12 protein-coding genes and 1 tRNA gene are annotated in these 13,814 nt (G+C 73.2%); 9 read left to right on the top strand and 4 right to left on the bottom strand.

The genetic code is table 11. From position 1 onward, the window contains the following. Positions 1-22 precede the first annotated feature (22 nt). The gene (locus FQ330_RS10675; RefSeq protein WP_225792816.1) at positions 23-898 is read right to left on the bottom strand and encodes a VOC family protein; all 876 of its coding nucleotides are present in this window, start codon (positions 896-898) and stop codon (positions 23-25) included. Positions 899-954: 56 nt separating this feature from the next. Beyond that, positions 955-1,428 carry an Lrp/AsnC family transcriptional regulator gene (locus tag FQ330_RS10670; protein WP_128190672.1) on the bottom strand — a complete coding sequence of 158 codons (474 nt, stop codon included), beginning with the start codon at positions 1,426-1,428 and terminating at the stop codon, positions 955-957. A gap of 175 nt (positions 1,429-1,603) precedes the next feature. Between FQ330_RS10670 and pdhA the strand changes: the two genes are divergently transcribed. From pdhA to FQ330_RS10630, 8 genes are all read left to right on the top strand, one after another. After that, on the top strand, positions 1,604-2,722 hold the full coding sequence (gene pdhA / locus FQ330_RS10665; protein ID WP_225792815.1) for a pyruvate dehydrogenase (acetyl-transferring) E1 component subunit alpha: 1,119 nt from the start codon (positions 1,604-1,606) through the stop codon (positions 2,720-2,722). Then, positions 2,719-3,732, top strand: coding sequence for an alpha-ketoacid dehydrogenase subunit beta (locus tag FQ330_RS10660; protein ID WP_146357448.1), 1,014 nt, complete (start codon positions 2,719-2,721; stop codon positions 3,730-3,732). The genes pdhA and FQ330_RS10660 overlap by 4 nt, the downstream gene beginning before the upstream one ends. Further along, positions 3,729-5,045: a dihydrolipoamide acetyltransferase family protein gene (locus FQ330_RS10655; protein ID WP_146357446.1), complete on the top strand. Its 1,317-nt coding sequence runs from the start codon at positions 3,729-3,731 to the stop codon at positions 5,043-5,045. Before FQ330_RS10660 ends, FQ330_RS10655 begins: the two co-directional genes overlap by 4 nt. A 16-nt stretch (positions 5,046-5,061) precedes the next feature. Continuing rightward, a complete protein-coding gene (locus FQ330_RS10650) occupies positions 5,062-6,750 on the top strand; it encodes a carboxyl transferase domain-containing protein (RefSeq protein WP_146357444.1) in 1,689 nt (562 codons plus the stop codon). Positions 6,751-6,758: 8 nt separating this feature from the next. Further along, complete coding sequence (locus tag FQ330_RS10645) at positions 6,759-8,678, top strand: acetyl/propionyl/methylcrotonyl-CoA carboxylase subunit alpha (protein ID WP_146357442.1); 1,920 nt, start codon at positions 6,759-6,761, stop codon at positions 8,676-8,678. Beyond that, positions 8,675-9,241, top strand: a complete 567-nt coding sequence (locus FQ330_RS10640) for a MaoC family dehydratase (RefSeq protein WP_146357440.1) — start codon at positions 8,675-8,677, stop codon at positions 9,239-9,241. Before FQ330_RS10645 ends, FQ330_RS10640 begins: the two co-directional genes overlap by 4 nt. A 14-nt stretch (positions 9,242-9,255) precedes the next feature. Continuing rightward, positions 9,256-10,086, top strand: a complete 831-nt coding sequence (locus FQ330_RS10635; protein ID WP_146357721.1) for an HpcH/HpaI aldolase/citrate lyase family protein — start codon at positions 9,256-9,258, stop codon at positions 10,084-10,086. 91 nt (positions 10,087-10,177) lie between these two features. After that, positions 10,178-11,458 carry a YibE/F family protein gene (locus FQ330_RS10630; protein ID WP_225792814.1) on the top strand — a complete coding sequence of 427 codons (1,281 nt, stop codon included), beginning with the start codon at positions 10,178-10,180 and terminating at the stop codon, positions 11,456-11,458. A gap of 3 nt (positions 11,459-11,461) precedes the next feature. Here the strand turns inward: FQ330_RS10630 and FQ330_RS10625 are convergent, their stop codons facing one another. Next, positions 11,462-12,169 carry a potassium channel family protein gene (locus FQ330_RS10625; protein ID WP_146357438.1) on the bottom strand — a complete coding sequence of 236 codons (708 nt, stop codon included), beginning with the start codon at positions 12,167-12,169 and terminating at the stop codon, positions 11,462-11,464. Beyond that, complete coding sequence (locus tag FQ330_RS10620; protein ID WP_225792813.1) at positions 12,162-13,529, bottom strand: TrkH family potassium uptake protein; 1,368 nt, start codon at positions 13,527-13,529, stop codon at positions 12,162-12,164. The genes FQ330_RS10625 and FQ330_RS10620 overlap by 8 nt, the downstream gene beginning before the upstream one ends. An 82-nt stretch (positions 13,530-13,611) precedes the next feature. On the opposite strand from FQ330_RS10620, the gene FQ330_RS10615 reads away from it, so the two are divergent. Beyond that, a tRNA-Ala gene (locus FQ330_RS10615) sits at positions 13,612-13,687 on the top strand. Positions 13,688-13,814: the final 127 nt, after the last annotated feature.

The raw sequence follows: 13,814 nt of genomic DNA, 5'->3' as shown, positions 1-13,814 counted from the left end.
GGGCGCGCGGGCGTCGACCCCGTCAGGCGGCGGCCGGCACCAGCGTGATGACGTTCGCCCACGGGTCGTCGAAGCGCAGCGCGCGGCCGTCGTCGGCGACGGCCACGCCGCGCGCCGTGAGCCGCTCGCGGGCCGCGCCGAGCGCATCCGCGTCCGGCACCTGGATCTCGACGCGGCCGAGGCCGAGCGTGTCGGCACGGCGGCCCGCGCCGCGCGAGTTCCAGACGTTCATGGCCATGTGGTGGTGGTAGCCGCCGGCGCTCACGAAGAGCGCCGTGTTGCCGAGCGACGCCGTCTCGGCGAAGCCGAGCGCGTCGACGTAGAAGGCGCGGGCAGTGGCGACGTCGCCGACCTGCAGGTGCACGTGGCCGATCTTCGCCTCCACGGGGGCGGCCGACGCCTGGCCCAAGGTGCCGCGGTCGAGGTGCTGCTGCACGAAGCGGTTGGGGTCGATGAACTCGGTGGTCATGTAGACGTGCCCGTCGGCCCACTGCCACGACTCGCGCGGCCGGTCGACGTAGAGCTCGACGCCGTTGCCGTCGGGGTCGGCGAAGTAGAACGCCTCGGAGACGTGGTGGTCGCCGGTGCCGGCGAACTGGATGCCCGGGATCTGCGTCATGCGCACGACCGCCGCGGCGAGTGCCGCGTGCGTCGGGTAGAGGATCGCGGTGTGGAACAGCCCCGCGTCGGCGGGGTTCGGTCCGCGGAGGTCCGGCGCCTCCTCGAGCACGAGCAGGGTGCGGCCGTCGACGCCCAGCTCGACGGCGCCCGGGCGCTCGGCGACGACCTCCAGGCCGACGCCGGCGGTGTACCAGTGCACGAGCCGCGACAGCGTCGCGGTCTTGAGCATGACGGGCCCCATGTCGGTGGCGTCGGGCAGCAGGTCGATCGTGGTCATGTGCACCTCCACCGCATCCAACGCCTGAGCGCCGCCGGCATTCCGGCCGACGGCCCTTACCCGCGGTCGAGGTCGCGCTCGAGCACCGGCGCGAGGCGGAAGGGGATGAGCTCGCCCATCGACAGCCACGTCTCGGTGCGCTCGACGCCGTCGCACGCGAGCACGAGCTTGTTCACGCGGTAGAGGTCCTCGGCGTCGCGGCAGACGGCGCGCACGAGCACGTCGGCCTGGCCCGAGAGCCCGAAGGCCTGCACGACCTCGGGGATCTGCCGCAGCTGCTCGACCACCTGGTCGATGCGCGGCTGGTCGACGTGCGTCGCCATGAAGACCGTGAGCGGGTAGCCGAGCGCGGCCGCGTGGAACCGGCGGTCGAAGCCCTGCAGCGCATCCGACGCCTCGAGCGCGGCGACCCGGTTCTGCACCGTGTTGCGGGCGAGGCCGAGCTGCTCGGCGATCGCGGCGTTGGTGATCCGCGGATGCCTCGTGAGCTCGAGCAGGATCCTCCGGTCGGTGTCATCGACGATGCGCATGCTGCGCAATCTAGCGCAGGGGTGGGCGCATGGGAATGCGCGGACTGCGCAGCGGTCGTGTCGCAGATTGCGCGAAGTGCGAAGCGGCGATAGCGTCGAGCAACGATCCGCGGGCGCACCCGCCTGCCGGGTCCGACCGGCGCCCACGAGGCGCTTCGAACAAGGAGGTTCGATCGTGTCGATCACCGTGCCAGCCCCCGACCCCGCGCTCGCGGTCGGCCTCGACTGCCCGCTCCGCGTGCTCGACCTCGACGGCACCCGGCTGCCGAACGAGGTGCTCGACGGGCACCTCACCGACATCGACGAGTCGGCGCTCACCAACCTCTACGTCGACATGGTGCGCGTGCGCCGGCTCGACACCGAGGCCTTCGCCCTCACGCGCCAGGGCCACCTCGTGCTGTGGCCGCCGCTGCTGGGCCAGGAGGCCGCGCAGGTCGGCCCCGCCCGCGCGCTCGGCGCCGACGACTGGGTCTTCGGCTCCTACCGCGAGCACGGCTTCGCGCTGCTGCGCGGCGTCGACATGGGCGAGTTCGCGCGCATCTGGAAGGCCTACGCGCACGGCGGCTGGGACCCGCACGAGGTGCGCATGGCGCCCTCGCAGATCATCATCGGCGCGCAGTCGCTGCACGCCACCGGCTTCGCGATGGCCTCCAAGATCGACCGCTCCGACGACGTGGCGCTCACGTGCTTCGGCGACGGCGCGACGAGCGAGGGCGACGTGAACGAGGCGATGGTGTGGGCCGCGGCCTACCAGGCGCCCGTCGTCTTCCTCTGCCAGAACAACCAGTACGCGATCTCGGAGCCCGTGCGCGTGCAGTCGGGCACGCCGCTCGCGCTGCGCCCCACCGGCTTCGGCATCCCGTCGATGCGGGTCGACGGCAACGACGTGCTCGCGATGCACGCTGCCGCCCGCATCGCCTTCGAGCGCGCCCGCACCGGCGGCGGCCCCACCTTCATCGAGGCCGTCACGTACCGCCGCGGCCCGCACACCACGACCGACGACCCGAAGCGCTACCGCGACGAGGCCGAGGTGGAGGAGTGGGTCGCGAAGGATCCGATCGACCGCGTCGAGCGCGCGCTCGAGCGCATGGGCGCCAACATGGAGGCCGTGCGCGCCGAGGCGAAGATCCGCGCCGACGAGCTCGCGAAGGAGTTCCGCGCCGCCGCCGAGCACGCCGAGCCGCCGCTCGCCGAGGAGATCTTCGACGACGTCTACGCGCAGCCGACGAAGCGGCTCGAGCGCCAGCGCGCCGAGCACCTCGCGTTCGCCGCCAGCATCGAGGGGAAGCGATGACCGAGACGCTCACGCTCGCGAAGGCCGTCAACGCCGCGCTCGCCGACTCGCTCGAGGGCGACGACCGGGTGCTGCTGATGGGCGAGGACATCGGCAGGCTCGGGGGCGTCTTCCGCGTCACCGACGGGCTGCAGGCGCGCTTCGGCGAGGAGCGCGTGATCGACACGCCGCTCGCCGAGTCGGCCATCATCGGCACCGCCATCGGCATGGGCTACCGCGGGTTCCGCGTGGTCGCCGAGATCCAGTTCGACGGCTTCATCTACCCGGCGTTCGACCAGATCGTCGCCCAGGTGGCGAAGCTCCGCTACCGCTCGAAGGGGCGCGTGAACGTGCCGCTCACGATCCGCGTGCCCTTCGGCGGCGCGATCGGCTCGGTCGAGCACCACTCCGAGTCGCCCGAGGCGTACTTCGCGCACACCGCGGGCCTGCGCGTCGTCACCGCGTCGACGCCGCAGGAGGCCTACTCGACGCTGCGCGCCGCGATCGCGAGCGACGACCCGGTGCTGTTCTTCGAGCCCAAGGGCAAGTACTACATGAAGGGCGAGGTCGACCGCACGATCACGCGCGACCTCGAGACGGCCAACGTCGTCGCGAGCGGCCGCGACGTGACGATCGCCACCTACGGCCCCACGGTCGAGACGGCGCTCCGCGCCGCGATCGCCGCCGCCGACGAGGGCATCGAGATCGAGGTCATCGACCTCCGCGCCATCTCGCCGCTCGACGTCGACACGGTCGTCGACTCCGTGCGCCGCACCGGCCGCCTGGTCGTCGCCCACGAGTCGCCCGGCGAGGTCTCCGTCTCCAGCGAGCTCATCACCTCGGTCGTCGAGCGCGCCTTCTCGAGCCTCGAGGCGGCGCCCGAGCGCGTCACCGGCTACGACACCCCCTACCCGCCGTCGGCCGTCGAGCACGACTACCTGCCGAGCCTCGACCGCCTGCTCGACGCGGTCGACCGCACGCTCGGCCGCCGCAGCTCGCGCTCCGAGCTCGACCTGGAGGCCGCCCGATGAAGACCTTCCTGCTGCCCGACCTCGGCGAGGGCCTCACCGAGAGCGAGGTCGTCGCCTGGCGCGTCGCCGAGGGCGACTCGGTCGAGCTCAACCAGGTGCTCGCCGACATCGAGACGGCCAAGGCGGTCGTCGAGCTGCCGAGCCCGTACGAGGGCACCATCGCCAAGCTGCACGCCGCCGAGGGCGAGACGGTTGACGTGGGCGCGCCGCTCATCGACTTCGAGCTCGCCGGCGACGCACCGGCCCAGGCTCCGGATGCGCCTGCGGGCGAGGCGCCCGCGCCGTCGCCCGAGGGCGGTCCGGTCGCGAGCCCCGACGACTCGGTGGCCGAGGTGGAGGCCGAGCCCGCGCCCGAGGCGCAGCCCGAGAAGGTGTCGGTGCTCGTCGGGCACATCACCGTGCACGGCGGCAAGCCGACCCGCGCGAAGCGCACGTGGGACGTCGAGCCCTTCGTGCGCGACGAGCGGGCGACGGCCGCCGCGCCCGGCACGGCCAAGCGCCGCGCCATGCCGCCGGTGCGGAAGCTCGCGAAGGAGCGGGGCATCGACCTGCAGTCGGTGCGTCCGACGGGGCCCGACGGCCTCGTGACGCGCGCCGACCTCGACGCGGTCGGCACCGCATCCGCCGCCCCCGCGCAGGCGCCCGCCTCGACGCGCGAGAAGGTCACGGGGCTGCGCAAGCACACGGCGGCCGCGATGACGCAGTCAGCGCTCACGGTGCCGCACGCGGCCACGTTCCACCAGGTCGACGTGACCGAGACGCTCGCGCTCGCCAAGGCCGGCGACGCGTCGTTCCTGGCGCTCGCGAGCCGCGCGATCCTGCTCGCCGCGAAGCGCTGGCCCGACGTGACCGCGTCGTTCCACGCCGACACGAACGAGCTCGAGCGCTTCGCGCACGTCAACCTCGGCATCGCCGTCTCGACCGACCGCGGCCTCGTGGTCGCCTCGATCGACGAGGCGGAGACCATGGATGCGCTCGAGCTCACCGCGCAGATCAAGGACCGCGCGACGCGCGCCCGCGAGGGCACGCTGTCGATGGCCGAGCTCACCTCGTCGAACATCACCATCTCGAACGTGGGCGTCTTCGGCGTCGACGGCGGCATCCCGATCCTGAACCCCGGGGAGTCGGCGATCATCGCGCTCGGCGCGATCCGGCGGATGCCGTGGGAGCACGGCGGCGAGATCGTGCTGCGCGACGTGTGCACGGTGACGGTCTCGTTCGACCACCGGGTGCTCGACGGGCGCGAGGCGGCCGGCTTCCTGGCCGACATCGCGGCGGTGCTGGAGCGTCCTGCGCTCGCACTGGCCCGCTGAGTGGCACGGTAGGAGCATGCACGCCCTCACGACCCGTGTCGACCCGTCCTCCGACGAGGCGCGCGCCAACCGCGCCGCGATGGAGCAGCTGGTCGGCGAGCTGCGCGAGCGCCTCGCCCGCGCGGCGCTCGGCGGCCCCGAGGCGTCGCGGCAGCGCCACGTCGAGCGCGGCAAGCTGCTCGCCCGCGACCGCATCGATGCGCTGCTCGACCCGGGGAGCCCGTTCCTCGAGGTCGCGCCGCTCGCGGCGTGGGGCGTGTACGGCGACGCTGCGGAGGGCGAGCCGGGGGATGCGCCGAGCGCGGGCGTCGTCGCGGGCATCGGCCTCGTGCACGGCCGGGCCGTGATGGTGATCGCGAACGACGCGACCGTCAAGGGCGGCACCTACTACCCGCTGACGGTGAAGAAGCACCTGCGGGCGCAGCAGATCGCGCGCGAGAACCGCCTGCCGTGCATCGCGCTCGTCGACTCGGGCGGCGCGTTCCTGCCGATGCAGGACGACGTGTTCCCCGACCGCGAGCACTTCGGCCGCATCTTCTTCAACCAGGCGCAGCTCTCGGCGCTCGGCATCCCGCAGCTCGCGGCCGTGATGGGCTCGTCGACCGCCGGCGGCGCGTACGTGCCGGCGATGAGCGACGAGACGGTGATCGTGCGCGACCAGGGCACGATCTTCCTCGGCGGCCCGCCGCTCGTGAAGGCCGCGACGGGCGAGGTCGTCGACGCGGAGTCGCTCGGCGGCGGCGTGCTGCACGCCGAGGTCTCGGGCGTCGTCGACCACCTCGCCGACGACGATGCGCACGCGCTCGAGATCGTGCGCGACATGGTGGCGGCGCTGCCGCCCGGCGACCGCGCGGCCGAGGCGGGCGCCGTGCCCGCGAAGGAGGCGAGGTTCGGCTGGTTCGCCTACGCGCCGCTCGGCGCGCTCGACGACGAGCAGGCGCCGGCGGTCGACCCGTCGACCCTCTACGACGCGATCCCGCCCGATCTGCAGACGCCCTACGACGCGCGCGAGATCATCGCCCGCATCGTCGACCGCAGCGAGTTCCACGAGTTCAAGGCCGGCTACGGCGACACGCTCGTGACGGGCTTCGCCGAGCTGCACGGCCACACCGTCGGCATCATCGCCAACAACGGCGTGCTCTTCTCCGAGTCGGCGATGAAGGGCGCGCACTTCATCGAGCTGTGCGACCAGCGGGGCGTGCCGCTCGTGTTCCTGCAGAACATCACCGGCTTCATGGTGGGCTCCGAGGCCGAGCGCGGCGGCATCGCCAAGCACGGCGCCAAGATGGTCACCGCCGTCGCCACCACCCGCGTGCCCAAGCTCACGGTCGTCGTCGGCGGATCCTTCGGCGCCGGCACGTACTCGATGTGCGGCCGCGCCTACGACCCCCGGTTCCTGTGGCTGTGGCCCAACGCCCGCGTGAGCGTGATGGGCGGGCCGCAGGCCGCATCCGTGCTCTCGACCGTCAAGCGCGATCAGATCGAGGCGCGCGGCGAGGAGTGGTCGGCGGATGCGCAGGGCGAGTTCGAGCGCCCGGTGCGCGAGCAGTACGAGCGGCAGGGCAACCCGTACTACGCCTCCGCGAGGCTGTGGGACGACGGCGTCATCGACCCCGCCGACACGCGCCGGATCCTCGGCATGGCGCTCGACGTCGTGACCGCAGTCCCGCTGCCCGAGCCGCGCTTCGGCGTCTTCAGGATGTGATCGGCGAGATGCCCGAGATGTTCGACACCGTGCTCGTCGCCAACCGCGGCGAGATCGCCATCCGCGTCGCGCGCACCCTGCGCGACCTCGGCATCCGCTCGGTCGCCGTGCGCGCCGACGACGACCCGTCGCCGCACCCCGCCCACTTCGACGAGGTCGTCTCGCTCGGCGCGGGGGCGCTGCGCGACACCTACCTCTCGATCGAGAAGATCATCGAGGCGGCGCGCGCGTCCGGCGCGCAGGCGATCCACCCCGGCTACGGCTTCCTGTCGGAGAACGCGGCGTTCGCGCAGGCGTGCGCGGATGCGGGGGTCGTGTTCATCGGCCCGCCGGCATCGGCGATCGAGACGATGGGCGACAAGATCTCGGCCCGGCACGCGGTCGAGTCGCGCGGCGTCGCGACCGTGCCCGGCATCGCGGAGCCCGGCCTCGACGACGCGGCGCTCATCGCCGGCGCCGAGCGCGTCGGGTTCCCCGTGCTCATCAAGCCCGCCGCCGGTGGCGGCGGCAAGGGCATGTACCGCGTCGACGACGCGGCCGGCCTGCCCTCGTCGCTCGCCGCGGCGCGGCGCGAGGCCACGTCGTCGTTCGGCGACGACACCCTCTTCATCGAGCGGTTCGTGACCAGCCCGCGCCACATCGAGGTGCAGGTGCTCGCCGACGCGCACGGCACCGTCATCCACCTCGGCGAGCGCGAGTGCTCGCTGCAGCGCCGGCACCAGAAGGTGATCGAGGAGGCCCCGAGCCCGCTGCTCACCGAGGCGCAGCGCGCGGCGATCGGGCAGGCGGCCGTCGAGACGGCCCGCTCGGTCGGCTACGTGGGCGCCGGCACCGTCGAGTTCATCGTCGCGGGCGACCGGCCCGACGAGCCGTTCTTCATGGAGATGAACACGCGCCTCCAGGTCGAGCACCCCGTCACCGAGATGGTGACCGGCGTCGACCTCGTCGAGCAGCAGCTGCGCATCGCCGCCGGGGAGCGGCTCGCGATCGCGCAGGACGACGTGACGCTCTCGGGCCACGCGATCGAGGCGCGCATCTACGCCGAGGATCCGTCGGCCGGCTTCCTGCCCACCGGCGGCACGGTGCTCGCGATCGACTGGCCGTACGGCGACGACGTGCGGGTGGATGCGGGGGTCGAGCAGGGCGGCGAGGTCGGCTCGAGCTACGACCCGATGATCGCGAAGGTCATCGCGCACGGCGCGACCCGCGGGCAGGCGCTCGAGCGCCTGCGCGACGCGCTCGCCGAGACGAGCATCTTCGGCGTCGTCACGAACCGCGGCTTCCTGCGTGCGCTGCTCGACGAGCCGAGCGTGCGGGCGGGCGAGCTCGACACCGGCTTCATCGACCGCGAGGGCGAGCGCATCGCCGCCGCGCGCATCCCGAGCGACGCGCTCGCCGCGGCGGCCGCCGACCTCGGGCAGGCGCTGCCGATGCGGCTCGGCGCCTGGCAGCCCGACGGCTGGCGCATCGGCGGCGCGGTCGGCCGGCGGGCGACGTTCCGCGACGGCGACGGCACCGCGCGCGTGCAGGCGCTGGGGGAGCGCACGACCGTGCACCGCGCCGACGGCACCGTCGACGAGCTCGCGACGCCCGTCGAGCCGTGGCTCGTGCGCACCGCCGAGGGCACGTGGGTGCGCACGGCGGAGGGCGACTGGCTCGTCGAGACCCCGCCGCGCACCCGACGCGGCCGTGCCGACGCCGAGCCGAGCCTCGCATCCCCGATGCCCGGCACGGTCGTCGCCGCGCACGTCGCCGACGGCGACCGCGTCGCCGAGGGGCAGGCGGTCGTGAGCGTCGAGGCGATGAAGATGGAGCACGTGCTGCGCGCGCCGGTCGCCGGCACCGTGCACCTGCATGCCAGGGTCGGGGAGCAGGTCGCGCGCGGGCAGGAGCTCGCGACCGTGACGCCCGAGGAGGCATCCGCATGACCGAGACCACAGGCCCCGAGACGAGCGGTGCCGAGACGACCGGCACCGAGCAGACGAGCACCGAGCGCCGCATCACCCAGCGCGGCCTCTGGTTCGACGAGCTCGAGCAGGGCGTCGTCTACGAGCACCGGCCCGGTCGCACGATGACCGAGACCGACAACGTGCTGTTCACGACGCTCACGATGAACCCGCAGCCGCTGCACCTCGACCGCGCGTGGAGCGAGACGACCGAGTTCGGCGAGCCGCTCATGAACTCGATGCACACGCTCGCGACCATGGTCGGCCTCTCGGTCGGGCAGCTGACGCTCGGCACGATCGTCGCCAACCTCGGCTTCAGCGAGGTCACGTTCCCGGCGCCCGTGCGCCACGGCGACACCATCTACTGCGAGACGCGCGTGCTCGACAAGCGCGCCTCGCAGTCGCGGCCCGGCCAGGGCATCGCCACCTTCGAGCACCAGGCGCGCAACCAGCACGGCGAGGTCGTCGCCCGCGCGGTGCGCAAGGTGCTCATGCAGGGCCGGCAGGATGCGTCGGCCGAGGCGCCGGGGGAGGCCTCGGCGTGAGCGGGGCGCTCGGCATGGGCCCCGCGCTGCTGTTCTGCCCCGGCGACCGCCCCGACCGCTTCGGCAAGGCCGCGGCGCGGGCGGATGCGGTGATCCTCGACCTCGAGGACGCGGTGGGTCCCGAGTCCAAGGCCGAGGCCCGCCGGGCGGTGCAGGCCGCCGACCTCGACCCCGCGCGCACGATCGTGCGCGTGCAGGACGCAACCGCGGCCGGCTTCGACGACGACCTCGCGGCCGTCGCCGCGTCGCCGTTCCGCACCGTGATGCTCGCGAAGGCCGAGGGGCCCCAGCAGGTCGACCGCGTCGTCGAGGAGGTGCCGGGCGCGCGCGTCGTGGCGCTCGTCGAGACCGCGATGGGCGTGCTCGCGGTCGAGCAGCTCGCCGCGCACACGGCGGTCGTCGGCCTCATGTGGGGCGCCGAGGATCTCGTCGCCTCGCTCGGCGGCACGTCGAGCCGCGACGAGGCGGGCGCCTACCGCGATGTCGCGCTGCACGCCCGCAGCCGCGTGCTGGTCGCGGCCGGCGCCTTCGGGGTGACCGCGATCGACGCGATCCGCACCGACATCGCCGATGTCGCCGGCGCGCACGCGGAAGCGGTCGACGCCGCCGCGTCGGGCTTCGGCGCGAAGGCCGCGATCCACCCGAGCCACGTCGAGCCGTACCGGCGGGCGTTCGCGCCCACCGAGGCGCAGCTCGACGAGGCGCGGCGCATCCTCGCGGCCGCCGAGGCGACGCCGGGCGTCTTCTCGTTCGAGGGGCGGATGGTCGACGAGCCGATCCTGCGGCACGCCCGCAGCGTCGTCGCACGGACGGAAGCGGCCGGCGGCGACGGCGGCGCGCGGTAGGCGCGATTCGGGCGGCGAGCGCCGCGGCCCGCCTCCCCGAGTGGGGGGCGCGCCCGCTGGTAGCCTGCCCGCGCATCGAAGGGGGAGCGCTGTGGGGCGTCATCGGAACCGGGCGCTGGAGGCGCGGCACTCGGAGCGCGACCCGTGGCGGCCGCGCGAGGTGAGCTTCGGCGACGACGAGCTGGGCTCCGGCGTCATCGCCCGCCCGACCGCGCACAGCCACGAGCACGGCGACGACCTGCGGGTGAGCGTGCGCTCCCGCGTGGCGCTGTGGGCGGCGCTCGTGCCGATGCTGCTCGCGACGATCGTGGGCCTGTTCGTGCTGTGGCCGAGCGCCGACGCGCTGCCCGACCGGATGCCGTACTTCGGCGAGGGCGCCGGCTCGCTGCACGCCACCTCCGAGGGCGTGCCCGACGAGGCGACCGCCCTCGTGCCCGCGCGCCTCGACGACGGCACCGCCGTGCAGGTGGCGGTGCCGCCCGAGGCGATGGGCGAGATCGGCGACGGCGACCGGATGCGCGTGTTCGACATCCCCGAGGCTGCGGGCTTCGGCTCGACGTACGTCTTCGTCGACTTCGCGCGCGAGATCCCGCTCGCGCTGCTCGCCCTCGCCTTCGTCGGCGTCGTCGTGGCGGTCGCGCGCTGGCGCGGCGTAGCGGCGATCGTCGGGCTCGTCGGTGCGTTCGCGGCGATCGGCGCGTTCACGCTGCCCGCTCTGCTCGCGGGGGAGCCGGCCCTGCCGGTCGCGCTCGTGAGCGCATCCGTCGTCATGTGCATCGTGCTCTACCTCGCGCACGGCTTCAGCACCCGCACGACCACGGCGCTCCTCGGCACCCTCATCGGCCTGCTGCTCACCGCCGGCATCGCGTGGCTCGCGACGTCGTCGTCGCGCATCATGGGCACGAGCGCCGAGGAGTCGCAGATCCTCTTCACGCAGACGAGCGCCGACCTGTCGGACGTGTTCCTCTGCGGCCTCGTGCTCGCCGGCATGGGCGTGCTCAACGACGTCACGATCACGCAGGCGTCGGCGGTGTGGGAGCTGCGCGCGGTCGCGCCGGGCGCGAGCCGCGGCGAGCTCTTCGCGCGCGCGATGCGCATCGGCCGCGACCACATCGCCTCGACCGTCTACACGATCGCCTTCGCCTACGTCGGGGCGGCGCTGCCGCTGCTCATGGTGATGTGGATGACGGATGCGCCGGTCGACGTGCAGCTGACGACCGGCGAGGTGGTCGAGGAGGTCGTGCGCACGCTCGTCGGCTCCATCGGGCTCGTGCTCGCGATCCCCGTGACCACCGGCATCGCCGCGCTCGTGGTGCCCGGCGCATCCGCGGCCCCCGAGGACGCGCCGCTGGAGGCCCCCGCCCGGGCGTGAGGCCTACGGCTCGCGGCGCTTCGCGGCCGACGCGGCGAAGGCCTCGACCTTGGCGGTCGTGCCGTGCACGAGCAGGATGTCGCCGCGCTCGAGCCGTGTCTCGGGGTTGGCAATCACCCAGGCGCCGTCGCGTCGCACGGCGCCGATGCCGATGCCGTGCTTGACCTGCAGGCCGAGCTCGCGCAGCGGCACCGCCAGCAGGTCGAGGGGCGCCTCGAGCCGCACGGCCGCGTAGCCGGCGTCGATCTCGATGAAGTCCTCGAGCGCGCCCCGCACCATGTGCGCGACGCGGCGGCCCATGTCGGCCTCGGGCCGCACGACGTGGTGCACCCCCAGCTGGTGCAGGATCAGCGCGTGCCGCTCGTCGAGCGCCTTCGCCCACACCTCCTTGACGCCCACGCGCAGCAGCTGGCTCGTGGTGAGGATGTTGGCGGTCACATCGGTGCCGATCGCGACGACGACGCGGTCGAAGTCGGCCAGGCCCAGCTGCTCGATGAGCTCGGGGCGGGTGGCGTCGCCGGCGACGACGGCGGTGAGCTCGCCGTTCAGCGCCTGCACGACCTGCTCGTCGCCGTCGATGCCGAGCACCTCGGTGCCGTGCGCCATGAGCTCGAGCGCGAGGGCGGTGCCGAAGCGGCCGAGGCCGATGACGGCGACCGACGTGGCGGAGCCGATCGTCGACGCGTCGAAGGGGTTGCGGAGCCTAGCCAATGATGGGCCTTTCCTTGGGCAGCTCGTACGCGAGCCTGCGGGGGCGGAGGGCGATGGCGGTCGCGACGGTGATGGGGCCGACGCGGCCGAGGAACATGAGGAGGATGAGGATCAGCTGGCTCGGGGTGCCGACGGCTGCGGTGATGCCGGTCGAGAGGCCGACGGTCGCGAACGCCGAGATCACCTCGAAGAGCACGCGGTCGTGGTCGATGTCGGTGAGCAGCATGATCGCGACGGTGGCGGCGTAGCAGAGGCCGACCGACAGCAGCGCGACCGTGGTCGCCTCGCGGTGCACGGCGCGCGAGAGGCGCTTGCCGAAGACGGTGACGGTGGGGTCGCCGCGTACCTCGGCGATGATGATCGCGGCGAGCACGCCGAACGTCGTGATCTTGATGCCGCCCGCGGTGCCCGCCGGGCCTCCGCCGATGAACATCAGCACATCCATCACGAGCAGCGTCTCGGGCTCGAACGCGCCGATGTCGAGCGCGTTGAAGCCGGCCGTGCGCGTCTGCACCGAGTGGAAGAAGGCATCGAGGATGCGCGTGCCGGTCGGGTGGGCGCCGAGCGAGCCGGGGTTGTTCCACTCGAGGGCCGCGATGGCGACGGTGCCGACGGTGAGCAGCAGCGCCGTGCCGGTGAGCACGAGCCAGGTGTGCATCGAGAAGCGGCGCGGGTGGGGCGCGTGCTTCAGGATCTGCATGATCACCGGGAAGCCGAGGCCGCCGATGATGGTCGCGGTCGCGAGGGGCAGCAGGATCCACGGGTCGTCGACGAAGCCCATGAGGTTGTCGCTGAAGAGCGCGAAGCCGGCGTTGTTGAAGCTCGAGACGGCGTGGAAGACGCCGAGCCACAGGGCGTGGAGCGGCTCCTCGCCGCGGCCGAGCCAGAAGCGCAGCCAGAGCACGATCGCGACCGCGCACTCGACCACGACGGCGATGGTGGCGATGCTCACGATGAGGCGGCGCAGCTGGCCGATGCCCTCGGCGTGCGCCTCCTGCGCGGTCGTGAGGCGCGAGCCGAGCGTGAGCCGGCGCACGACGAAGATGCCGATGAGGCTCGCGAAGACCATCACGCCGAGGCCGCCGAGCTGGATGAGCACGAGGATCACGCCCTGGCCGAACGGCGTCCAGTAGAGCTCGGTGTCGACGACGGTGAGGCCGGTCACGCACGCGGCGGAGACGGCGGTGAAGAGCGCCTCGATCCAGTTCGCGCCGCCGTCGCCCTCCTTCGAGATGGGCAGCATCAGCAGGCCCCAGCCCGTCAAGTTGAGCGCGATGAACCCGGCGAAGATGCGTCTGGCGGGGTGTTGTCGCTCCCAGAGCTGGATCAGCCCCGAGCGGGGCCGGCGGATCGCCTGCACGAGCGATGAGCATACGCCCGCCGATGTGACATCCCGTCACAACGTGTTGTAGAGTAATCGGGTTGCTCCGAGAGCAGCGTGAGGGTCTGTGGCGCAGCTGGTAGCGCACCTGCATGGCATGCAGGGGGTCGGGGGTTCGAGTCCCCCCAGATCCACCATGTGATGAGTCGCGACATAGGTCTCACCTGAGTCGCGACATGTGTCACGAAGAGAGAGCCCCTGGCCATCGGCCGGGGGCTCTTCTCGTGTTGCGCCAGTAGCTGCGTGCCGGGTCGATGGTGTTGG

This window comes from Agrococcus sediminis (assembly GCF_007923295.1).
In the GTDB taxonomy this organism is placed as follows: Bacteria; Actinomycetota; Actinomycetes; order Actinomycetales; family Microbacteriaceae; genus Agrococcus; species Agrococcus sediminis.
Note: the sequence above shows the minus strand (reverse complement) of the source record. Positions and strands in the feature narration are given on the sequence as shown.

Excerpts from the sequence above, each read along its gene's own strand:
- FQ330_RS10635 (WP_146357721.1), top strand. The coding sequence starts at position 9,256 with ATGGGCCCCGCGCTGCTGTTCTGCCCCGGCGACCGCCCCGACCGCTTC.
- FQ330_RS10670 (WP_128190672.1), bottom strand. The coding sequence starts at position 1,428 with ATGCGCATCGTCGATGACACCGACCGGAGGATCCTGCTCGAGCTCACG.
- FQ330_RS10655 (WP_146357446.1), top strand. The coding sequence starts at position 3,729 with ATGAAGACCTTCCTGCTGCCCGACCTCGGCGAGGGCCTCACCGAGAGC.
- FQ330_RS10640 (WP_146357440.1), top strand. The coding sequence starts at position 8,675 with ATGACCGAGACCACAGGCCCCGAGACGAGCGGTGCCGAGACGACCGGC.
- FQ330_RS10675 (WP_225792816.1), bottom strand. The coding sequence starts at position 898 with ATGACCACGATCGACCTGCTGCCCGACGCCACCGACATGGGGCCCGTC.
- FQ330_RS10650 (WP_146357444.1), top strand. The coding sequence starts at position 5,062 with ATGCACGCCCTCACGACCCGTGTCGACCCGTCCTCCGACGAGGCGCGC.
- FQ330_RS10660 (WP_146357448.1), top strand. The coding sequence starts at position 2,719 with ATGACCGAGACGCTCACGCTCGCGAAGGCCGTCAACGCCGCGCTCGCC.
- FQ330_RS10645 (WP_146357442.1), top strand. The coding sequence starts at position 6,759 with ATGCCCGAGATGTTCGACACCGTGCTCGTCGCCAACCGCGGCGAGATC.